Origin of the sequence: Apibacter adventoris, assembly GCF_002964975.1 — a bacterium.
In the GTDB taxonomy this organism is placed as follows: domain Bacteria; phylum Bacteroidota; class Bacteroidia; order Flavobacteriales; family Weeksellaceae; genus Apibacter; species Apibacter adventoris.
The window spans coordinates 1-21,625 of record NZ_PSZM01000003.1 but is presented as its reverse complement, the minus strand read 5'-3'; the positions used below and the strand labels follow the sequence as shown (position 1 = coordinate 21,625).

Sequence of the window (21,625 nt, the reverse complement as noted above, 5' to 3'; positions counted from 1 at the left end):
TTAAAAAAATTTGTGAACTTTAAAAAGATCTTTTTTTGATTTAACAATTGTATAATTTAAGAATTTAATCTATATTTTTTAAAATGATTATCTTTTTTTATATTTATAATAATACTGTCATCATCATAAATAAGGAAAAAAAATAAATTTAAACCATCATTACATTATAAGATATTTTATACATTAACTAAATTTACTTTCAAAAGCTATTTTTTGATTTGAAAATAACTTTGCACATATTATAATCTGAATATTTTATTTCATTCAATATAAAATTAGTCTTTTACTTGCGATAGTAATTTTTGTAGTATAAACTACTTATTTATAATTATTAATTATTTCTGTGTAAACATTTTTAGACATTCCTGACTTTTTAGAAATATACCTGATAATGTTCATTATTTCTTCATTTATTATTCCGTTTTTATTACTGAATTCTATAATAACTTTTAATAAATTTTCATTATCATCAATAAATTCAAGGCATTTGTCAATTACCACAAAAGTATCTTCATGTAATATAGGTTTAATCCTATTTTCGTCTGTAGTCATATTTAAAACCTTATCATTAAAAAATAATTTTAAAACAACTTCCATACGTTGATATTCATTTTTTGTTACCTCTCCATCTAATTGGGATGTTTTAATTAATATAAAATAAAAGGCTTCAGATTGAGTCTTAGGTAATATATTTTTATTCTCATAAATAGTATTATTTTGTTGAGAGTGATACCCGCCATTACCATGAGCTAAATTTTGATTAAGGGACAAATAAATATTATTACTATTAGTTTGAATTGGTATTTCATTATATTTGAGATTAAATGAATAATCGCTCATACATAAATAAATAATACCTTCAATAAAACCTATAATAGCAGGAATCAATGTACAACTAAATATTAAATATATAAATCCCTCTACGGGTCTGTTTAAATAAAATTTGTGGCCACCTATACCGCCTAAGAAAAAAGCTAAAAGAGCAGCTGTAGTTTTGTTTTTCATTATAAATAAATTATTTAATTATAGATAAATTGAGTATTGCAGATCTTCTCTATTTTTTTAATTAGAAATACTAATTATTTTAACATAAAAAAACTATTTAAACTTATATAGTCTGTAAAAAAGTAATATTTTTAAAGTTGTAAAAGATGTTATTTATGGCTGATTTTACCTCACTAGCATGATAGATTATGAGCAATAAAAAATTTGTAATTAAGTTGTTAAAATCTTTCATAATATTAATTTTTGGCCAAATATAAATAAAAATCCCTGTATTTAGCCTGAAATGATAAACATCACATATATTTTTTTGATTCTTTTGTTCTATTAGGAAAATGAATTTTAAACTAATTACAAAATTTTTAAAATCTAATAAAAAAAGGATATATTAAGATATTCGAAATTTTGTAAATAAAAAACTATTCATTTATTTAATTCAAAACTTAAATAAAACCGCTTATTTTTTTCAACTCTTAAGAAAAAGTAGTTCAATTGATATTAAAATAAAAAGAATAAATTATTTTTTGATAAAAATTTGATATGTTTACATCTCTATATATACATTAATAGCTTTTTCTATCAATTCATGATTTACTGAGATATCATATACCGCTTCACCTATACTTTTTAAGAGAACAAACTTAATTTCATTGTTTACATTCTTTTTATCATTTTGCATATACATGAAAATTTCTTTAAAATTATCTTTCAAGAAAGAAATTTTTGAATATAGAGAATTAATATACTGTTTAATAAGTTGATAGTCTGAATAGGCTAAAAAACCTTTTTCTACAGAAATATAACTTTCTACTATCATTCCCATTGCTACACCTTGTCCATGTAAAATAGGTTCTTTATTTTCCAGAAAAAAACTTTCTACAGCATGTCCTATTGTATGCCCGAAATTTAATATTTTTCGTAATCCTGTTTCTGTAAAATCTTCAGCTACTACTTTTTTCTTAATATCAATACTAGCAGAGATTAAGCTTTCTAAATTTTCAGCATTTAAATCTTGTATTTGAATGATTTTATTCCAATATTCTCTATCAGCTATTAATCCATGTTTTATAATTTCAGCAAATCCACTTAATATCTGTGCTTGTGGAAGAGTTCTTATAAAATCGGAATCTATCATTACCATTTCAGGTAAAACAAAATTTCCTATCTGGTTTTTGTGACTACCTAAATCTACACCGGTTTTACCGCCAATAGAAGCATCTACCATAGCTAAAAGAGTTGTAGGTATATTTATAAATTTAATCCCTCGTTTATAGCAATTTGCAACAAAAGCTCCCATATCTGTCAAAACTCCTCCACCAATATTAATTAAAAGGCTTTTCCTGTCTATTTTTAATTCAGTTAGAGCCTCCCACAAATTTATACAAGTATAAAGATTTTTATTTTCTTCACCGGGCTCTATTTCCAAAACCTCTATTCTACATTCAGATTTTATATCTGATACTACTTTCGGAAAACAAAATTGATGAGTATTAGAATCTACTAAAAAAATTAATTGTGAAGGATTATATTCTAAAATAAAATTATTTATTTTTTTTATTGCTTCTTTTTTATAATAAATGGGATTGATAAAATTCATATAAAATATTAATTATTTCCTCTTCGGTTACCTAATAAAATCATTAAAAAATATAATAATTGAGCCAAAGAACCTAAAGCAGCCACTAAATAAGTTCTAGCAGCCCAAGTAAGAGCATCTTTACATTCATTATATTCATTTGGTCTTACAATCTGATTATTTTCTAACCAAGCCAAAGCCCGATTACTGGCATCATATTCTACGGGTAACGTAACAAACGCAAAAAGAGTAGTAAGAGCAAATAAACCAATTCCTATACCTAAAACAATTGTATTTCCTGAAAATGCCATTATGGCAATACCTGCCAATAAAACCCATTGTAATAAATTAGAACTAATACTTACCACAGGTACTAATTTTGATCTTAATTGAAGCATAGAATATCCAACAGCATGTTGCACAGCGTGTCCGCATTCATGAGCTGCAACTGCAGCAGCAGCAGTAGATCTCTGACTGTATACTGCTTCCGAAAGGTTTACGGTTTTATTTTCCGGATTATAATGATCTGTCAACATACCCGGTGTAGAAATTACTTGAACATCTATAATCCCATTATCTCTCAACATTTTCTCCGCTATCTCTTTTCCACTCATTCCATTAGAAAGACTCGTTTTTGAGTATAATTCAAATTTAGACTTTAACTGCCCTTGAACTATCATACTCACTATAAAAATAACCGCTGTAATTGCAATATAAATTGGATCGTGCATCATTAAATTAAATTTTTATTGATAAATACTAAAATTATGCCTTTTTTTATCGATTAGCAAAATATCTTAAATTTAAAAAATTTCCTGATTTATCTTAGAAATCTCACATTTTAAATTATTATATTATTTTTGCATCAAAAAATAATAGAAGTAATTTTTTTAAGTTTTCATTTTTTTTATAATTAATGATTATTACTATTTTTTTTGATGTAATTCCTTTTTTATAATATTTAAATTTGTCTTATTTAATAACAGTATGGATCAAATAATAATTAAAGAAGTTTATACACAATCTGATTTAAAAAAATTTGTTGAATATCCTAATTTCCTTTATAAAAATAATCCATATTATGTACCGTCTTTAATTTCCGAAGAAATGGAAATTTTTGATGAGAGGAAAAATCCTGTTTTTGAATTTTCTGTATGTAAAAAATATTTAGCTTATAAAGATGAAAAAATAGTAGGAAGAATTGCTGTTATTCTTAATAAAAATGAACAAAATCTATTAGGTATAAAAAAAATACGTTTTGGGTGGTTTGATGTGATAGATGATCTTAATGTAACCAAAGCTTTATTAGATAAAGCTTATGAATTTGCCAGAGAAAACGGATTTACAAGAATTGAAGGACCTGTAGGGTTTACTAATTTAGATAAAGCAGGATTACTGATTAAGGGATATGATAAATTAGCCACAATGATTGGTTTATATAATTACCCTTATTACTCAACACATTTTGAATCTTTAGGATTTACTAAAGCTAATGAATGGGTAGAGTTTTATATTAAGGTTGTAGATGTTTTACCAGAAAAAGTAATTCGATTTTCTGAACTTTTACAACAAAAATATAAATTAAAAGCTTTACGTTTCAATACCAAGAAGGAATTGATAAAATATGCAGATGAAATGTTTAAACTATTAGACGAAACTTATAAGGTTTTGCCTACTTATGTTCCATTTTCAGAAAAACAGATCAATTATTATAAAGAAAAATACATTCCCTTTATTAATAAAGATTATGTAATTTGTATAGCTGATGAGAATAATAAATTAGTAGGTTTTGCTATTACCATGCCCTCTTATTCTAAAGCATTACAAAAAGCAAAAGGTAAATTGTTTCCTTGGGGCTGGTATCATTTATTAAAAGCGTCTAGACATAATGAATGGGCAAATTTTTATCTTATAGGAATACATCCGGATTATCAAAGAAAAGGCATCACTGCTATAGTACTTAAAGAATTTTTTGAGCTTTTTAATTCTAAGGGTATTAGGTATTTAGAGACTAATCCCGAATTAGAAAACAATAAAAGCATTCAGCTTTTGTGGAAAGATTATAATCCCATAAATCATAAAAGAAGAAGAACTTATTTTAAAGAAATATAAAAACTACATTTTTTTTAAATCTATTACTTATTATATGTAATGTAAAGCTTAAAATTATTATATAAATAGATTTAATGAACTTTTATCATTTATTAAATATATAATTGTTTGTATATAAATAATTAAAAAAACTACAAAAAGTAATTATATAAATAACATTATCCAAATAATATTTAAAATCTATTTTTTTAGCATATAGATTTGGGCCTATTTTTGGAATACAATAATAATTCTAATATATTTACTTATTTATTTTAATAAATAAACATTTTACTTTCGGATAATATAATGATTAAATATTTTTTAGTAACTTTTAGTAAAAACCTAAAAAACAAAAATATTAATCAATCCAATTCTGATTTATTTATAATTAACATAGAAACATAAATATTTATAATAATGAATAAAAAAAATAAAGAAAAAAATATAAAAACACAATAAAAAATCAATACACATCTTGCAATAAAAATAAGGATGAGGGGTTATATTTAAAACAGTAAACAAGAAAAAAATAATATACATTAATAATTTTAGGGTGTGAAATATAAATTTTTAGCTTTGCTATTCATTAAAAAAACTAATATAACTATGAAAAAGATCAACACCTTGATGTCTTTATGTAGCTGTTTATTATATTCCCAAGAAAAAATAATAGGTCCAGGCGGAGTGCCCGGAGCGGTTTTATGGATGCAGCCGGTAGCCCATCCCCGTACCGAAGATTGGTATGGATCATATGAATGGGAAGATTATTCCGGAGACTTACTACAAGTAAGATATTACGATCCGCGAGGAGCTGCTTATGGAGTTGAATATTTAGGTAAAGCCGATAACTACCTGCGCAATTATAACTTTAATCCGGCATTAAGTTTTAATGCCAATGATAAAGAGGCGATAAAGAATCAATTAGAAAACATATCCAATTTTTGTGATTCCGACAATGAAATATCCAAAGAAATATACATTAAAGGATCAAATCTAACCACAACGACGATAATAGGAGCGTTTTCATTAAGGGCCGACCCAATGGACCAACCCAAGAATATGTTTACATTCAACGGAGTCCCGGGGAATAGCTTTATATTAAGTACAGATAAGGTAATCAACAGCAAAGAAAGCCAAAGAGGCATATTAGATTATGGGTCCGAAGAAGGCTATGACTTTATGTACCATAGCGGGAAGAGTCCCGAATCCGATATGAACCAATTTAGAGAAAGAGCCCTTCGTTCCTTTGTCTATTACCGGACCGGTAAACCCCATACCTCTTTGTGGGGAGTAAGAAACCATTCAGTAATATCCTTAGGGCAAAGATCTTATCCCGACAATGTAAATAACACTTCCACATTTGACCTACCCGGGGGCGACGGAGACTATGCAGAAGCCTATATACCGGAATTATTTATATACGGACGTATATTAACCCCTTTAGAAAGGATAAAAACAGAAAGTTACCTAGCCGTAAAATATGGATTTACCATGGAACGCTCCTATTTAGATAGTGAAAGTTACCTAATATGGGATCTTGACCAAGATAGAAAATATAGCAAAAGGATCACAGGCATGATACGTGATGATAAAAGCGGATTATTCCAAAAAGGCGGGACCACCTCATATGAAGAAAATCCTAACTTTTAGACCGAATGAAGGAAACCACCCTTCCGGATGAAACCCAGAGTACCGCACCGCAGCCTATACCCTGAACCCTTCGGATCGTACCCGGATAACCACTACCACCGATGCCTTAGGAGGAAAACAGTCCACCTATACCAACGGATCCGGATTAACAGTAAAAACCGAACAATTATCCGGTCCATCAGGAACTATAACCACCCGTTTCACCTACGACGGCATCCAACAGTTGACCGAGGTAATCGATACCGAAGGACAGAAGACCACTTCCCGATATGATATGCAGGGAAATAGGATACAAATTACCCATCCTTCTGCCGGGACCGTATTCTTATATTATGATGACCTAGGAAATGTAATTAGCTGCCAGACCTCAAACTTAGCCCCAACCGGCAAAACTATAAACTATGAATACGAATATACACGGCTAAAGAAAATTACCTATCCGGAACATCCTGAAAACAATGTAACCTATTACTACGGGAATAAGAATGCTAAAGAAAACCGCCTACGTGCCCTTGATGACAACGGATATGTAAGCAACTATTGGTATGATGCAGCAGGAGAAAGAGTGATAAAAACCAGCGGAGAGAGTGAGCAGATGTATGTAAACGCACTATTTGCCGGAGGGAACACCCAAACCGGACGATTCACCGCCTATATCAATCCGTATTTAGTAGTGAGCCCTAACGGGAAATACACCAAACATTACTACATAGGAAGCCAACGAATAGTAAGTAAACTCGGCGATATAGAAAGCTTCGGGGCCGATCCTCGCAGAATAGAATATGCCGGCGATGACCTACGAGGAGTAAAAATAAACTGGAAAGAAAAATACGAACACAGCCTGCAGGATATAAAAGACAACTATGCCTATTTTGAAGTGCCTAACCATGGAAAAGACCATAATGATTAAGTAAACGGAGCAGGCTTCTGCTGTGCAGGCAAAGATAAAAAACTCCAAACCTATGGAGGCGGAATCGGCAAAGGGAATGAAAAATATGAAATATACAGTATTATGATCATGCAGATCATTTGGGAAGTAGCAGCTATATTACTAACTTAGACGCACAAATAGTACAGCATGTAGCATATGTACCGTATGGAGAGGTGTTTATTGAGGAAAGGAACCAGAGTTGGAATACCCCTTACCTGTTTAAAGGCAAGGAACTGGATGAGGAAACGGGGTTATACTATTACGGTGCCAGATACTATAATCCGAGGGAATCTGTGTGGTTATCAGTGGATCCGTTGGCGGAAATGTTTCCAAATATTAGCCCTTATGCTTATGCAAATTTAAACCCTGTTAATTATACAGATCCAACAGGAATGGCTCCGGCCGATCCACCAGAAAAGGAACTTCCAGGAATAACAGTAACGCCTCCTAAAAATAAATGGATAAGAGGTGCAGGTATATGGAATAATATTTTTAAGCATTCTAATAGGATACGTGCAGAGCAATATAATAAGCAAAATTTTGGAGGTTCAGGAACAGTAACTAAGGTTGGTAAAGGTAAATTTACCGTTGAAGCAAGTGCGACTGTAGATGTAACTCCAGGCAACGGACCTTATAACGAAGTAACAGATTTAAATATTTCTGCACGTTTTGGAACTAACTCAGATGAACCTAATTTAGATTTTTCAATTTCTCAAAGAAATGTATCATCAGATGGAGCACTTATTTATACAGGATTTGGCTTTGATCCCGGATTAGCTGATGCTGCATTCGCTTATCTTGATAAAGAATCAAACGAAGGAGATAGTCAAATTAAAAAATATGCATTAGGAAGTTTAGGACTTATTATATCTAAAGGAAAAGGAGTTGGATCAAAGACTGCTTTTTGGATAACAAAATCAACATATCAAACATTAGCAGGTATTTCACCTAAATTATTGGATCAAATGTTGAGAGCAGGAGAAAAAGGCTTTGTTAGAGCAAAAGGAGTAGGAGGGATAAAGCAATTAGCAGGTAAGGGTATAGAAGGAAGAATATATGAAATTAAATTGGGTAGAGGGCAGTTTGGTTCTTACAGAATATTAGGAAATATGGGAACACATAACGGAAAACCTGTTATAATTTTTGATAAATTAATTAATAAATAAATATGAATAATATTATATTTAATATTTCAGTGAATATAGATTTAGATAAGTTAAAAAAAGATTTAAATGCTTATTTATCTTTATCTGCTGAGAATCCAGTTATTGAAGTGGATGTAGATGGTTTAGAAAAAATTTACACAAGAGAAATTTCTTTTGATGATAGTTTGGAAGTATTAAATTTGAGAATTAAGAAAAGTTATTCAAAAGAAAGTGATCAAATACCACTTATAACGATTGAAGTAATTATTGGTGAATTTGAGGTATATAAATCAGGAATTTTAAAATTAGAAAAATGTGTTGGTGAATTTTTATATGATGATAAAATGGAATTAATAGACATAGAGTTTATAGAAGTTTTAGCTATATAAAGGAGAATAAATTTCCTAAAAAGGAATTACAAGAATTCAGTAAATATTAAAAAGAAAGCGACCGATAAATCGGTCGCTTTTTGTTTTCAAAGTTCTTTGTTAAGCAAATCCAACAATTCTAACTCGTCTTTAGGGATAAGGGAGCGAATGAGTTGCAGGATATTGTAAATGTCCCATTGGATGTGTTCTTGGAGTTCGGGATGTTCCAAAGAGAGAATAAGTGAAGATGTACAAAGATTACTCCCTAAGTAAAGACCATTGTGCTTATTTTGAAGTGCCTTACCATGGAAAAGACAATAATGATTATGTAAACGGAGCAGGCTTCTGCTGTGCAGGCAATGATAAAAAACTCCAAGCCTATGGAGGCGGAATCGGCAAAGGGAATGAAGAATATGAAAAGATGCAGTATTATAATCATGCGGATCATTTGGGAAGTAGCAGTAATATTACTAACTTAGACGCACAAATAGTACAGCATATAGCATATGTACCATTTAGGGAGGTGTTTATTGAAGAAAGGAACCAGAGTTGGAATACCCCATACCTGTTTAATTGCAAGGAACTGGATTAGGAAACGGGGTTATACTACTACGGAGCTAGGTATTACAACCCGATGGAGTCTGTGTGGTTGAGCGTGGATCCGATGTTTGAGAAAACAGGAACTCCATATAAGTAAACATATAAAAATCCAATTAGATATACCGATCCGACAAGGATGAGTGCAGAAGATGAAGAGATCCTGGACCTAAAAAAAGAAGTTGGTTGGGAAGAAATATATCAGAACCTATAGGTAATTTTTTTAGAAATTTATTCAATCCATTTCCTGAGATTAATTCTAATTCTTCAAGAGAAAGTTCAGGTTCAGTTGTAAATGTAGAAAGCTTGGGATATATTGATGATATATGGATAATTTCATTATTGGAATAACTATGATGGGCCTAGACTTGATGTTAAAACTATTGGGGGAGATCCTTTTTCAGGATCGGAGCAAATAACGATGCAAGAAATTCAAAGGATAGGAGAGCTAATATTAGGAGAAAATATATCTAAATCAGATGCAGGAGATGTTCAGTTAGCAACTGATCTATTGGTAATTGCAGTTTCAAAGGGAAAATCTACAGCTAGGTTAGGGAAATAAAAAAGATTAAGACAATTGGCTAATGATCCTAAATTGGGGAAAACAAATAGGGCTTAGATTAAACAGGAAATTAAAATTAATAAAACAAAGTAAAAGAAAAAGTATAAGGAATCCTCCTGGTAAAGAATTAGCCCATGAGAGAGGTAGAGAGGCAGCAAAGGGATATTCTTATGAACATTCTAAACTTCAAAATAAGAAAGATCATAGAGCACAACATAAATATGATAATGGGGGAAGAAAAAATAAAGAAAGACCTATAAAATAATGTATAATGAATAAGTATGAATTTGACAATGTTATTAAATTAACACCTTTAGAGAGATATAGATACTTTATTAAAAAAGTTGCAGATAATGAATTCATTTATCTTTTATTTAGCAAAGAAGGGGATATAGCTATATCTGAATTGGATGGATATATTATGTTGCCAGTATGGTCCGCTACAGAATTTGCAGAGAGTTGTAAGATTAACGGTTGGGAATATTTCACTATAAGAGAAATTCCTTTGGATGACTTTATTGATGAATGGTATGAGATAATTGATAATAATGAATATTTAATAAATGTTTTTCCAATAAATGACATAACAGGATTTGTTGTTAGTTTGAATGAATTTAAGTTGGACTTAGAAGAAGAATTAGATAAGTATTATTAACTTTCCTGCTTTTGGACTGCCCCAAAAAGTTTAGACAAATTAAACTCAAAAAAAGCCCGATTTACATATCGGGCTTTTTTATTTCACTCTTTCTCTTCGTCCATGCAGAGCAATCTGAGGAAGTTCCACGGTATTGTAAATATCCCATGTGGAATGTTCTCGAAATTCGGGATGTTCCTAAGCAAAGATAAGAAAGGATTTACTACCTAAATAAAGACAACTATGCATATTTTGAAGAGTCTTAACATGGAAAAGTCCAAAATGATTATGTAAACGGAGCATGCTTCTGCTGTGAAAGGAAGGATAAAAAACTCCAAGTCTATGGAGGCGGAATCGGCAAAGGGAATGAAGAATATGAAAAGATGCAGTATTATTATCATGCAGATCATTTGGGAAGTAGCAGTAATATTACTAACTTAGACGCAAAATAGTACAGCATGTAGAATATGTACCGTTTGGGGAGGTGTTAATTGAGGAAAGGAACCAGAGTTGGAAAACCCCTTACCTGTTTAATGGAAAGGAACTGGATGAAGAAACGGGGTTATACTATTACGGGGCTAGGTATTACAACCCGAGGGAATCTGTGTGGTTGAGTACTGATCCGTTAAGCGGTTATAACCCTATTATGGAAACGGAGCACTACATCGATGGTCAACATAACGGAGGAGTATTTAACTCAAGAAACCTTAATACATATGGATATTGTTATCAAAGTCCTGTCGTATTAATAGATCCGAATGGGAAGCAAAGTAATTTTTTAAAGGGAATGAAAGATGCTATAGTTGGTTATGCTACTAATACATGGGAACGTATAAAAGATTGGCCAGCATCTGTAGGCTTACAAGGAAATGAGAAAGCTGTAGAAGTTTATACTAAGCGAACTGAACAATTATTGGAAACAACAGATAAAATGGGTAAGGCTATATCGGATCCAGGTGCTGCTATAGATAAAATTACTTCAGACTCATATATTCAAGGGGAAATTACAGGTACGATTATTGTTGTGGGAGCATCGGTAATTGTTACTAAGAGAATATCAGGAGCAATTTTTAAAGGATCGCTAATAAAAAATATGTGTAAGTTTATTGCTTCAGCAAAAGCTCCAAGTAAAAATGGTTTATCTGTTGTTGGTCAAGCTTTACAGAAACATGCGGGAAGAGAAGGTAGTTCTTTTAGTAATATAAAATTTTTGGAAAAAACTGCGGACAAAGTTGGGATGAATGTTTTAAATGAGGTATTAGATTCTAAAAACAAAATTGTTGAAGAATTAAATAATGGAACTAAGAATAATTTGATAAAAATACTGGTCGTGGAGTAAATGTTTCAAGAAATGGTAATTTTAATGGATTTAGATATTTAAAAGAACAAAAATAATTTTTATGTTAGAATGGGGTATTATAAAAAATAAATTATATTATTTGGATGGTTCTTTACGTGATATTTTAGTATTTAATATGAATAATGAAGAGTGGTATAAATGGATAAATCATGTTAATATTATGCATAAAGTCAAGTTTAAGAATTATTATAATGAAGTATGCCTAGATTATATAGATTATAATTTGTTAAAAAGTATATGGGGTAATGATGGAGAGAGTGTACATTATTATGCATTAATAAACTTGGGAAAAGTAATTGTAAATTGTTATTTTAATTCTTCAGATAGTCTTGATCAAGATATTAGTCCAATACAAATAAAATCTATATTAGAGCATGAAGAGTTAGTAAAATATTTACAAGATATATCTTTTTTATTAAATAAAGAGGTTTATTTTACTGAAGAAATGAATGAAAATGCAATTTTAATGAAAGTTAAAAAAGATAAAGTTGATGTAAGATAAGATGGATTCTTAGTAATTAATAACATAAAAAAACAAAAGACTGCGTCAAAATGAGGTGACTTTTTATATTTTATTCAATTTTATCTTTAATAGTAAGTACAAACAGGTGTTTAATAGTGTGTTGTAATATCCCATAGGTTGTGCTCGGAGAGTTCAGTTCTTTATGTTTTAAAGAAAGGATAAGAAAGGATTTACTACCTAAATAAAGACCACTATGCGTATTTTGAAGTACCTTACCATGGAAAAGACCATAATGATTATGTAAACGGAGCAGGCTTCTGCTGTGAAGGAAAGGATAAAAAACACCAAGCCTATGGAGGAGGAATCGGCAAAGAGAATGAAGAATATGAAAAGAAGCAGTATTATGATCATGCGGATCATTTGGGAAGTAGCAGTTATATTACTAACTTAGACGAGCAAATAGTACAGCATGTAGAATATGTACCGTTTGGGGAGGTGTTTATTGAGGAAAGGAATCAGAGTTGGAATACTCCGTACCTGTTTAATGGCAAGGAACTGGATGAAGAAACGGGGTTATACTATTACGGGGCTAGGTATTATAACCCGAGGGAGTCTGTGTGGTTGAGTGTGGATACGAAAATGGAAAAATATCCAAGTATTTCGCCTTATGCATATTCAGCTAATAATCCAATAAATATTATTGATCCTGATGGGAAAGATATTATTATTCTTATAGATAGCAATGCTGTTCAAGGTGGGGCTTTTGGACATGCTGCTGTTTTAATAGGAAATGATAAAGATGGATGGAGGTACTATTCTATGAATGGAACAGGTCCAGGAGCAACTGTTTATGGAAAGAGTCAAAATGCTGATTTAGGTACAATTAAAGGGCGAAATGATTTTAGAGGAACAGGCTTAACTCATAAGAAAGTAATATCTATTATACAGGATTCTAACCCTAATGAATCACATAATTATGATAAGATGGTTTACTTAGGAAGCTTTAGTAAAAGTGAAGATCAAGCAGCAGCATCTGCTGCTAAGAGACAGGCTGGAAAAGAATATTATGGTATTTTAGGATCTTCTTGTATTGATGTTCCTCAAGAGGCACTAAAAGCAGCAATTGAAAAGAGGATAGGTAGAAAACTAAGTTTTAGAGAACAAAATAGCATTGGAAATAATATATTAGTGCCTAATACATATTATAAAGAATTAGATGAAGATAAACATACTTTTTCAGCAGATGGTATAATTGTCGATGTAAATAATATTCTAAAGAAAGAAGGAGCTTTGACTATTAAATCTCAGAAAGGATCTGTATCAAAAGAAGTAAGTAAGCCAAAAAAAATAGAAAAAACAGAATTGTAATAATTGATTGATGAAAAAGAATAGTATAAAGATATTATTATGGACTGTTTTAATTATAGTTTTATTATTGATTTATTTTTACTCTAGTTGGTTTGGGTATAAAAAATGGCAATATAGAAGAGATACAAGAGGAAATAAGGAGGAATCTATTGAAAGAGGGGTTTTTGTCAAAGATTTAGTTTGTAAAGAATTTTTTGAAAAAGAAATTTCTATAAAAAAGTTTAAGGCTTATATAGAACGAGGGTATAAATATGGGTATTTTTCTGAAAATACAACTAGAGTTTTAGATGGTTTTAATTTTCCATATCAAATATCTGTAGATCAATTGGATATAAGTAATGATATATATTTTTCTATAGATTATAATAGGTCTAAAGGATTAATCGATAATAATAATTTAATAACTTCTCATTTTGTAATTTATTTGAAAGAGCCAACCTTTAAGGATACATTATTTGTAGACATTATATATAACAATATTGATACAATAGGAATAATTAAAGTCTTTGATAAATAAAAAAATCCGCTCATCGAGCGGGTTTTTTATTACTTTTTATTTAAGAGATCCAACAGTTCCAATTCAGATTCAGGAATTAAGGATTTAATGAGAAAAAGAATGTTGTAAATATCCCATTTGTTGTGTTCAATGCGTATTTTGAAGTGCCTTACCAAGGAAAAGACCATAATGATTATGTAAACGGAGCAGGCTTCTGCTGTGCAGGCAAAGATAAAAAACTCCAAGCCTATGGAGGGGGAATCGGCAAAGGGAATGAAGAATATGAAAAGATGCAGTATTATAATCATGCAGATCATTTGGGAAGTAGCAGTTATATTACTAACTTAGACGCGCAAATAGTACAGCATGTAGCATATGTACCGTTTGGGGAGGTGTTAATTGAGGAAAGGAACCAGAGTTGGAATACCCCTTACCTGTTTAATGGCAAGGAACTGGATGAGGAAACGGGGTTATACTATTACGGGGCTAGGTATTACAATCCGAGGGAGGCTGTGTGGTTATCAACGGATCCTCTTGCTGAAAAGTACCCTAAAATTAGTCCTTATGCATATGCTTTTTTAAATCCAGTTAATTATATAAACCTACAGAAAGACTCCTGCATATCCGCCAGAAAAAGAACTTTCTGGAGTAACGGTAACAGGAGCTAAAGATACTTGGGTAAAGGGAGCTGGGATATGGAATAATATTTTTAAGCATTCTAATGGAATACGTGCTGAGCAGTATAATAAAAAGAATTTTGGAGGAGCAGGAACTGTAAATAAAGTAGGCAGAGGGAAATTCACAGTAGAGGCTAGTGTAACTATAGATTTACAAAGTGTAAATGGGACCATTCAATGTAGCAACGGATTTAAATATATTAGCAAGATTTGGGGCTAATTCAGACGATCCCAATTTAGATTTTTTAATTTCTCAAAGAAAAGTATCCACTGACTGATGGACCGCTTATGTATATAGGATTTGGATATGATCCGGGATTTTCAGATGCAATATGAGCTTATGTTAGTAAACAAAATAGAAGAAGGAAATATAACACGAAAACAAGCTGTACTTTTAGGAGTAGGGGTAATGGTTTTATCTAAAGGTAAGTCAGGAGGTGCGATAAAAAGTTTTACTAAACATGCTGTAAATAGAATGATAGAGAGAGGTTTTAGTGCTAGTAATATATTAAAAATTAAAGAAGGTGAAGCTGTAAAAGCTGCGGGTAGGTTTGGCGTACAGATGAGATAACATTAGGAGGAAATACAGTTATTGTAAATGGGCAAGGAAAAGTGGTTGCAATGTTTAGTAGCGCAGTTGGCTCAAAAAATGGTTTAGGAAAAGGACATTTTATACCAATTGATTAAGGACATATATTATGAATAGTATTATTGAAAAAATAAATTGTATTTTAGCTTTATGGAATCCAATAGGTGTTCCTCAAGAAATAGCAATGGATGAGTATAAAGATTATGGGTCAGAGCTTTTTAAATATATTGATAATCCAGATTTATTGATGAATTGTCTAGAAGATATTTTGATTAATAAATTAGAGTTAGAATATGATTTAACTAATGAAATACATTTACAAGATTTAAAAGATGTTCGAGATAATATAATTCAGGTATGTAAACCTAAATAAATTATAAGATAATCATTAATTGAAATATAAAAAAGACCCGCTTAATTAAGTGAGGCTATTTTATTTAACTAATCTACTCGTCCACGCAGAGTAATTTGAGGAGTTCGATAGCGTTGTAAATATCCCATGTGGAATGTTCTTGGAGTTCTTTATGTTCCAAAAATAGAATAAGAGAAGATTTACAGAGGTTACTCCCTAAATAAAGACAACTATGCCTATTTTGAAGAACCTTACCATGGAAAAAAACAATAGTGCTTATGTAAACGGAACAGGCTCTGCTGTGCAGGCAAAGATAAAAAATATCAAGCCTATGGAGGCGGAATCGGCAAAAGGAATGAAGAATATGAAAAGATAAAGTATTATGATCATGCAGATCATTTGGGAAGTAGCAGTTATATTACTAACTTAGACGCACAAATAGTACAGCATGTAGAATATGTACCGTTTGGGGAGGTGTTTATTGAGGAAAGGAACCAGAGTTGGAATACCCCTTATCTGTTTAATGGCAAGGAACTGGATGAGGAAACGGGATTATCCTATTACGGGGCTAGGTATTATAATCCGAAGGAGTCTGTTTGGTTATCTGTGGATCCGTTAGCGGAAAAGTACCCGAATGTATCTCCGTATACGTACACATTCCAGAACCCGATTAAATTTATTGATCCAACGGAGATGATGCCGGAAGATGGGGATGGTTTGGGAGATCCGCCTGAGAAAAGAAGAACAGATGTTTATACATCAAGTTCAATAAAAGGAGGCGGAAGAAAATTAACAGAAACAGGTAGTTATAGTGGGGTTACAAATTCAGGATGTTATGAGTCATTTGTAAATGTAGTAGATAAAGATGGTTATAGCGTTAAAGCTTATAGTGGTACTGATGCAGTATCTGATTATGTAAAAACTTATGGACACCCAAAGAAAGTTGAGACTGTAATGTTTGATAGGTTGAATAGATTTGAAAGAACTTTGTACGCTATAAAAGATGTATCGTATGTTGCAATAACAGAACCAGATTCACAAGCTGTTTTATTAATGCCTTTAGGAGTGTTGATGGATGTTATGTTAGCGGGTAGTGTTGTAGAAGGTACTGCGATTGTTAACGCGAGTAAGGCAGAAAGTTTAGGAGCGAGTAGAACTGCCGCTAAAGAGTGGTTAAAGAATGCAGGGAATTTAGAAAGAAATCAATTAATTAGAGAAATTGGAGATGCTGAATTTAAGAAGGTTAGTCCGTCTAATTCACCAAGTTTGCATTATCAAAGAGGAGGAGTTAAGTTAAGATTAGATGGAGACCAGATGCAAATACACCATTTAATTATATGCACATTAATTATGGGGGAAATAAAGGAACTTACGATATAAACCTTAACCCAGTTAATTATAAAAGTCCTGCTGCACATATTAAGATAAAGTAATTGAATAAATAGAGTATGGAAAATAAATTTAATTATTCATTTGATGATGAAGTTGTAAGTAAGTTTTGTTATGATATAGATAAAAAAAAGATTATAACTTACTTTACAGGATATACAGATTTAATTGAACAGAAACGGTTTTTAGATAGGCAATGTATATTTACAATAGAAAATTGGGAAAAGGCAAAAAGTAAAGTTGGAGATGAGAATAGATTTTTTGATTTGGATAAGAATATGGGTATATTTAGTATGATATTATATGTTAAATTAGAGGAAGGAGGATTGGAAATATTAGTGAATACGCTTGATGATAGATATATAACTTTAATCTTTACCAATGTTGATATTAATTTTAGAATACTTTAAGGTTAATATATAATAAGTAATACTTATAAGCTAAAATAGACACAAAAAAACCTCGCATTTGCGAGGACTTTTTTATTTCACTCTATCTCCCTCGTCCATGCAGAGCAAGCGCAGGAGTTCAATGGTATTATAAATATCCCAGATGTTGTGTTCTGTAAATTCGGGTTGTTCCAAAGAGAGGATAAGGGAGAATTTACAGAGGATACTCCCTAAATAAAGCCCACTATTCTTATTTGAAGAGCCTTACCATGGAAAAGGGCATAATGATTATGTAAACGGAGCAGGCTTCTGCTGTGTAGGAAAGGATAAAAAACGCCAAGCCTATGGAGGAGGAATCGGCAAAGGGAATGAAGAATATGAAAAGAAGCAGTATTATGATCATGCGGATCATTTGGGAAGTAGCAGTTATATTACTAACTTAGACGCACAAATAGTACAGCATGTAGAATATTTACAGTTTGGAGAGGTATAAATTGAGGAAAGGAACCAGAGTTGGAATACCCCTTATTTGTTTAATGGAAAGGAACAGGATGAGAAAACGAGGTTATACTATTACGGGGCTAGGTACTACAATCCGAGGGAGTCTATCTTTTTAAGTGTAGATACGATGTTTGAAAAAACAATGACTCCGTATCAATATACCTATCAAAATCCAATTAGGTTTACTGACCCAACGGGGATGAAAGGTGAAGATGAATTTGATGAGAAGGGCAATAAAATAAGTAATTTAGGAGGGGATAAAATAGATTTTTATCATCAAAAGGATGGAAGTACTAAAGTTGTTGATAGAGAAAGTGGAGAGTCAAATATAATTACAGGAGGGAAATCTCTTATTCAGGGATATACTTATAGGAAAAAAAGCACAAGTTGGTGGACGTTATTTAAAGAGTTTGATAAAGGAGAAGGTCCTACTAAGAGTATGTTTGCTGATTTTGAAGATTCTACTTTAGGTATTTTTGGCTAATTAGATAAAGAAAGTTCAATTTATGCATCAAAAGCTAGATCTGCAGTTTTATCAGATAATAAAAGTAAAGGATCAGTAACTTTTGATTATACAGAAGTAAATCCATTAACGGCAGGTTTTGATGGATGGGAACAGTTTTTAGGAAGAGCAAATGTTTCATATTATAATTTGGGTAATGATAAAGTGTTGTTTATGATAAATGATTCTAAATCAATGCGGTCATTATAGAATACTTCCAAGTTGGGAAAGGTCTACATTTCATTTAAATGGGAATACTTATCAAACTTACATCTGGACAGAAACAATGAATGAAGTGATACAAAAAGGAGAATTTATATATACTCCAGAGCTAAAGGTTAAAATGCAACAAGGTCAACAAGGATTTAGTAAATGGTGATAAATATTTTAAATAATGAAATTATTAATTTTATGTAGTTTAATCTTCTTATCTTGTATCTCAGATAGAGATGTAGAAGGAGTTTATGTTCCAGTTGATTATAAAAATAATTTTGATACTATTTGTATTAAGATGAATGGAATATATGATAGGAAAGTTTATAATAAAAATGGAAAATTATTATTGAAAATGAAAGGGGAATGGCAACGTAGTAATGATGCTATAAGGTTTCAATCTTTTTATTTGAATTTAGATGATGATTTAGAGAAATATCCGAAACTAGTACAAGACACAATGGGTAATTGGGGTGGGTATTTAGGATATAACAATGGAAATTTAGAGTTTTGTATTGGTCATTTATCTGCAAGTTTACCAAATCAAAATTGTTATCGTAAAATAAAAAAATAATAAATAAGTTTAATTAAAAACAAAAACCCCTCACAATTGCGAGGTGTTTTAAAGATAGAAAAACAAAATAAAAAATAAAACAAAACAACTATGAAAAAGTTATTACTACTAAGTATAATATTCCTGATAGAAATAGGAGTCAACGCACAAACAGGAGGCATAAAAGTAGCCTCCAAAGTATGTTTAAAAAACGGAGAGATCAAAGAAAGTAGACTATGAACAATGTAAACAATAGCCGGATAAAAGTAATGGGCATAGGCGTAAGAATTAAGGGTGAGAAATTTATGAAAGAGATTAAGTTAAAGCCCAAAGGAGGTAAAAGGATGAAAAATAAGCATAGACTAAGAAAATCAACTAAAGGAAGTCATCTAAAGTTCAAATCTATATTTAAAAAATATAAAGATATTATTAATGCTTATATTATGACCACTGATCCATTAAACCAAGTGCAAGATAATCCAAGGTATTTATTACCTTCAGTTGAAGGAACTCGATACAATGTTACCCCAGTTTCAAATATTGATATAAGGCAACCATATTCCGAATTTGATTTACATAAAAGAGGGGAAATAAATAAAATTAGAGTTACTCCTAAAGAATAATGGAAGCATTAAGATTTATAAATAAGATAAATGATAGAGAAATAGATTTTCTCTATCATTTGATAAATAAGAATATTTGGAGTATTGAATCTGATAATGTGGAGATTGATTTTATAAATCAAGGGACTTTTAAGTTCTGTGAATGGATAAAAATTATTATTTATGATGGTTTATATTCTTATTTTTTCAAATATAATTATGATGAGACGTATGCGGGAGATGATTTTATCACATTATCAATAGAAGCAAAGGAAGATAAAGAACGTAAGTCATTAAATAGTTCAATTTCATTTATCAGAGAAAATTTTAAAATAAAAAAGATAGAAGTATATGCAGAGGAATGGTTACATAAAACGATATGGGATATGGATTCAAGAGTGGTAGGTAATGTGTCTCTGATAAAAAATTCTGAATTTCAAGAATATATATATAATCAAAATATTTTATTAATATATGCAGGAGATAATAAAAGAATATTAATAATGTGTAGATATTCTTATTTAGAATTAGTAGTTACTCAAGATGAAAATTTTATTAAAAAATTTTTTAAAGAAGGGGGAGAGTATATAAAGTTAGTCAATGTAATAGAGTAAATATATTACATTTTAAAATAGATTGGTAAACCCTTCACATTTGCGAGGTGTTTTAAAGATAGAAAAACAAAATAAAAAATAAAACAAAACAACTATGAAAAAGTTATTACTACTAAGTATAATATTCCTGATAGAAATAGGAGTCAACGCACAAACAGGAGGCATAAAAGTAGCCTCCAAAGTATGTTTAAAAAACGGAGAGATCAAAGAAGGTAGACCTATGATGAATGTAAACAATAGCCGGATAAAAGTAATGGACGTAGGCGTAAGAATTAAGGGCAAGGAACTTATGAAAGAGATCAGGTTAAAGCCCAAAGGAGGCAAAAAGGTGAAATAAGCATAGACTAAGAAAATCAACTAAAAGAAGTCATCTAAGGTTCAAATCTATATTTAAAAGTTATAAAGAAACTATTGATGCTTATGTTATGACCACTGATCCATTAAACCTAGTGCAAAATATGGTAACTATATTACCTTCAGTTGATGGAACTCGACACTATGTTACTCCAGCTTCAAAAAATGGGAAATGGAATGGACATAGTATAGATAATATGGTAGAGGCTGTAGATAAGATGCTTACACCTGAACAACAGCGGGCAAGCGATGAAGCAAAGCAACGATTTAATCCTAATATAAAATGGTAAAAATGAGTAAAGTATTTAAAATAATAGCTATATTAATTATATCAACGAAGATATATAGTTGTCAATATTATTATGTGCCGGGATTTGATTTAAATAACTTTAAAAATACCCCATTAGAATCTTTATCAAAAGCGGTAAAAAATCAAGACGAAGAAAAGATTAAAGAATTAGTAAAACAAGGGAATCTTGATTTAGAATACTATGACCCAGAATATGGAAATACAATACTAATGAATGCTGTTGCTAATAATTTACCCAGATCCGTAGAAACATTACTAAAATTAGGGGCAAATCCTAATCAGTTGAGTAATCTTGAAAAAGGGAGTCCAACAACCCCCTTATTAGTAGCATGTA

Annotated in this window: 31 protein-coding genes and 1 pseudogene; 29 read left to right on the top strand and 3 right to left on the bottom strand. The window is 30.9% G+C overall.

Annotated features, from left to right (window positions below):
- Window positions 1-318: 318 nt before the first annotated feature.
- The 3 genes from C4S77_RS02510 to C4S77_RS02500 form a co-directional block, all read right to left on the bottom strand.
- A complete protein-coding gene (locus C4S77_RS02510) occupies window positions 319-1,005 on the bottom strand; it encodes a TM2 domain-containing protein (protein WP_105193644.1) in 687 nt (228 codons plus the stop codon).
- Window positions 1,006-1,546: 541 nt separating this feature from the next.
- A complete protein-coding gene (gene aroB / locus C4S77_RS02505; RefSeq protein WP_105245850.1) occupies window positions 1,547-2,599 on the bottom strand; it encodes a 3-dehydroquinate synthase in 1,053 nt (350 codons plus the stop codon).
- Window positions 2,600-2,607: 8 nt separating this feature from the next.
- Window positions 2,608-3,312 carry a zinc metallopeptidase gene (locus tag C4S77_RS02500; protein ID WP_260209362.1) on the bottom strand — a complete coding sequence of 235 codons (705 nt, stop codon included), beginning with the start codon at window positions 3,310-3,312 and terminating at the stop codon, window positions 2,608-2,610.
- 253 nt (window positions 3,313-3,565) lie between these two features.
- On the opposite strand from C4S77_RS02500, the gene C4S77_RS02495 reads away from it, so the two are divergent.
- The 29 genes and pseudogenes from C4S77_RS02495 to C4S77_RS02385 all read left to right on the top strand — a co-directional run.
- Window positions 3,566-4,690: a GNAT family N-acetyltransferase gene (locus tag C4S77_RS02495; protein WP_105245848.1), complete on the top strand. Its 1,125-nt coding sequence runs from the start codon at window positions 3,566-3,568 to the stop codon at window positions 4,688-4,690.
- A gap of 588 nt (window positions 4,691-5,278) precedes the next feature.
- A complete protein-coding gene (locus C4S77_RS02490) occupies window positions 5,279-6,322 on the top strand; it encodes a hypothetical protein (protein WP_105245846.1) in 1,044 nt (347 codons plus the stop codon).
- A 223-nt stretch (window positions 6,323-6,545) separates the two neighbouring features.
- The gene (locus C4S77_RS13130; RefSeq protein WP_221405050.1) at window positions 6,546-7,232 is read left to right on the top strand and encodes a hypothetical protein; all 687 of its coding nucleotides are present in this window, start codon (window positions 6,546-6,548) and stop codon (window positions 7,230-7,232) included.
- 119 nt (window positions 7,233-7,351) lie between these two features.
- A complete protein-coding gene (locus tag C4S77_RS13125; protein ID WP_260209360.1) occupies window positions 7,352-8,419 on the top strand; it encodes an RHS repeat domain-containing protein in 1,068 nt (355 codons plus the stop codon).
- A 2-nt stretch (window positions 8,420-8,421) separates the two neighbouring features.
- The gene (locus C4S77_RS02480; RefSeq protein ID WP_105245844.1) at window positions 8,422-8,787 is read left to right on the top strand and encodes a hypothetical protein; all 366 of its coding nucleotides are present in this window, start codon (window positions 8,422-8,424) and stop codon (window positions 8,785-8,787) included.
- A gap of 226 nt (window positions 8,788-9,013) precedes the next feature.
- Window positions 9,014-9,358: a hypothetical protein gene (locus C4S77_RS12865; RefSeq protein WP_181042782.1), complete on the top strand. Its 345-nt coding sequence runs from the start codon at window positions 9,014-9,016 to the stop codon at window positions 9,356-9,358.
- A 12-nt stretch (window positions 9,359-9,370) separates the two neighbouring features.
- A pseudogene (locus C4S77_RS13510) lies at window positions 9,371-9,463 on the top strand (RHS repeat-associated core domain-containing protein); the annotation flags it as partial.
- A gap of 86 nt (window positions 9,464-9,549) precedes the next feature.
- On the top strand, window positions 9,550-9,714 hold the full coding sequence (locus C4S77_RS12860) for a hypothetical protein (RefSeq protein WP_181042781.1): 165 nt from the start codon (window positions 9,550-9,552) through the stop codon (window positions 9,712-9,714).
- A gap of 70 nt (window positions 9,715-9,784) precedes the next feature.
- Window positions 9,785-9,925 (top strand): hypothetical protein, encoded by a 141-nt coding sequence (locus tag C4S77_RS12855; protein ID WP_181042780.1) that lies wholly within the window; start codon window positions 9,785-9,787, stop codon window positions 9,923-9,925.
- Window positions 9,926-9,947: 22 nt separating this feature from the next.
- Window positions 9,948-10,190 carry a polymorphic toxin type 8 domain-containing protein gene (locus C4S77_RS02475; RefSeq protein ID WP_105245842.1) on the top strand — a complete coding sequence of 81 codons (243 nt, stop codon included), beginning with the start codon at window positions 9,948-9,950 and terminating at the stop codon, window positions 10,188-10,190.
- Between the two features lie 6 nt (window positions 10,191-10,196).
- Complete coding sequence (locus C4S77_RS02470; protein ID WP_105245840.1) at window positions 10,197-10,580, top strand: DUF2750 domain-containing protein; 384 nt, start codon at window positions 10,197-10,199, stop codon at window positions 10,578-10,580.
- A gap of 463 nt (window positions 10,581-11,043) precedes the next feature.
- Window positions 11,044-11,898, top strand: coding sequence for an RHS repeat domain-containing protein (locus C4S77_RS13310; protein ID WP_395855936.1), 855 nt, complete (start codon window positions 11,044-11,046; stop codon window positions 11,896-11,898).
- Between the two features lie 61 nt (window positions 11,899-11,959).
- On the top strand, window positions 11,960-12,421 hold the full coding sequence (locus C4S77_RS02460) for a hypothetical protein (protein ID WP_105245838.1): 462 nt from the start codon (window positions 11,960-11,962) through the stop codon (window positions 12,419-12,421).
- A gap of 381 nt (window positions 12,422-12,802) precedes the next feature.
- Complete coding sequence (locus C4S77_RS02455; protein ID WP_260209357.1) at window positions 12,803-13,750, top strand: RHS repeat domain-containing protein; 948 nt, start codon at window positions 12,803-12,805, stop codon at window positions 13,748-13,750.
- 10 nt (window positions 13,751-13,760) lie between these two features.
- Window positions 13,761-14,267 (top strand): hypothetical protein, encoded by a 507-nt coding sequence (locus C4S77_RS02450; RefSeq protein ID WP_105245834.1) that lies wholly within the window; start codon window positions 13,761-13,763, stop codon window positions 14,265-14,267.
- A 122-nt stretch (window positions 14,268-14,389) separates the two neighbouring features.
- Complete coding sequence (locus tag C4S77_RS02445; RefSeq protein ID WP_317614903.1) at window positions 14,390-14,914, top strand: RHS repeat domain-containing protein; 525 nt, start codon at window positions 14,390-14,392, stop codon at window positions 14,912-14,914.
- Window positions 14,915-15,230: 316 nt separating this feature from the next.
- Window positions 15,231-15,494 (top strand): DUF4258 domain-containing protein, encoded by a 264-nt coding sequence (locus C4S77_RS02440; RefSeq protein ID WP_181042779.1) that lies wholly within the window; start codon window positions 15,231-15,233, stop codon window positions 15,492-15,494.
- 127 nt (window positions 15,495-15,621) lie between these two features.
- Window positions 15,622-15,885, top strand: a complete 264-nt coding sequence (locus C4S77_RS02435) for a hypothetical protein (protein ID WP_105245829.1) — start codon at window positions 15,622-15,624, stop codon at window positions 15,883-15,885.
- Window positions 15,886-16,263: 378 nt separating this feature from the next.
- Entirely contained in the window at window positions 16,264-17,244 is a 981-nt protein-coding gene (locus C4S77_RS02430) for an RHS repeat domain-containing protein (RefSeq protein WP_181042778.1), read from the top strand.
- 68 nt (window positions 17,245-17,312) lie between these two features.
- Complete coding sequence (locus C4S77_RS02425; protein ID WP_105245825.1) at window positions 17,313-17,663, top strand: hypothetical protein; 351 nt, start codon at window positions 17,313-17,315, stop codon at window positions 17,661-17,663.
- A gap of 472 nt (window positions 17,664-18,135) precedes the next feature.
- On the top strand, window positions 18,136-18,627 hold the full coding sequence (locus tag C4S77_RS02420) for an RHS repeat domain-containing protein (protein WP_105245823.1): 492 nt from the start codon (window positions 18,136-18,138) through the stop codon (window positions 18,625-18,627).
- A gap of 199 nt (window positions 18,628-18,826) precedes the next feature.
- Complete coding sequence (locus tag C4S77_RS02415; protein ID WP_105245821.1) at window positions 18,827-19,024, top strand: hypothetical protein; 198 nt, start codon at window positions 18,827-18,829, stop codon at window positions 19,022-19,024.
- A 15-nt stretch (window positions 19,025-19,039) separates the two neighbouring features.
- A complete protein-coding gene (locus tag C4S77_RS02410; RefSeq protein WP_105245820.1) occupies window positions 19,040-19,432 on the top strand; it encodes a hypothetical protein in 393 nt (130 codons plus the stop codon).
- Window positions 19,433-19,522: 90 nt separating this feature from the next.
- Window positions 19,523-19,651, top strand: a complete 129-nt coding sequence (locus C4S77_RS13305; RefSeq protein WP_260209354.1) for a hypothetical protein — start codon at window positions 19,523-19,525, stop codon at window positions 19,649-19,651.
- On the top strand, window positions 19,648-20,034 hold the full coding sequence (locus C4S77_RS02405; RefSeq protein ID WP_105245818.1) for a hypothetical protein: 387 nt from the start codon (window positions 19,648-19,650) through the stop codon (window positions 20,032-20,034). Before C4S77_RS13305 ends, C4S77_RS02405 begins: the two co-directional genes overlap by 4 nt.
- Window positions 20,034-20,627, top strand: a complete 594-nt coding sequence (locus C4S77_RS02400; RefSeq protein ID WP_105245816.1) for a hypothetical protein — start codon at window positions 20,034-20,036, stop codon at window positions 20,625-20,627. The genes C4S77_RS02405 and C4S77_RS02400 overlap by 1 nt, the downstream gene beginning before the upstream one ends.
- A 94-nt stretch (window positions 20,628-20,721) precedes the next feature.
- Complete coding sequence (locus C4S77_RS02395; protein WP_105245814.1) at window positions 20,722-20,964, top strand: hypothetical protein; 243 nt, start codon at window positions 20,722-20,724, stop codon at window positions 20,962-20,964.
- A gap of 88 nt (window positions 20,965-21,052) precedes the next feature.
- Window positions 21,053-21,271 carry a hypothetical protein gene (locus C4S77_RS02390; RefSeq protein WP_105245813.1) on the top strand — a complete coding sequence of 73 codons (219 nt, stop codon included), beginning with the start codon at window positions 21,053-21,055 and terminating at the stop codon, window positions 21,269-21,271.
- Window positions 21,272-21,273: 2 nt separating this feature from the next.
- On the top strand, window positions 21,274-21,625 hold a 352-nt coding region (locus C4S77_RS02385), incomplete at its 3' end, for an ankyrin repeat domain-containing protein (protein WP_181042777.1).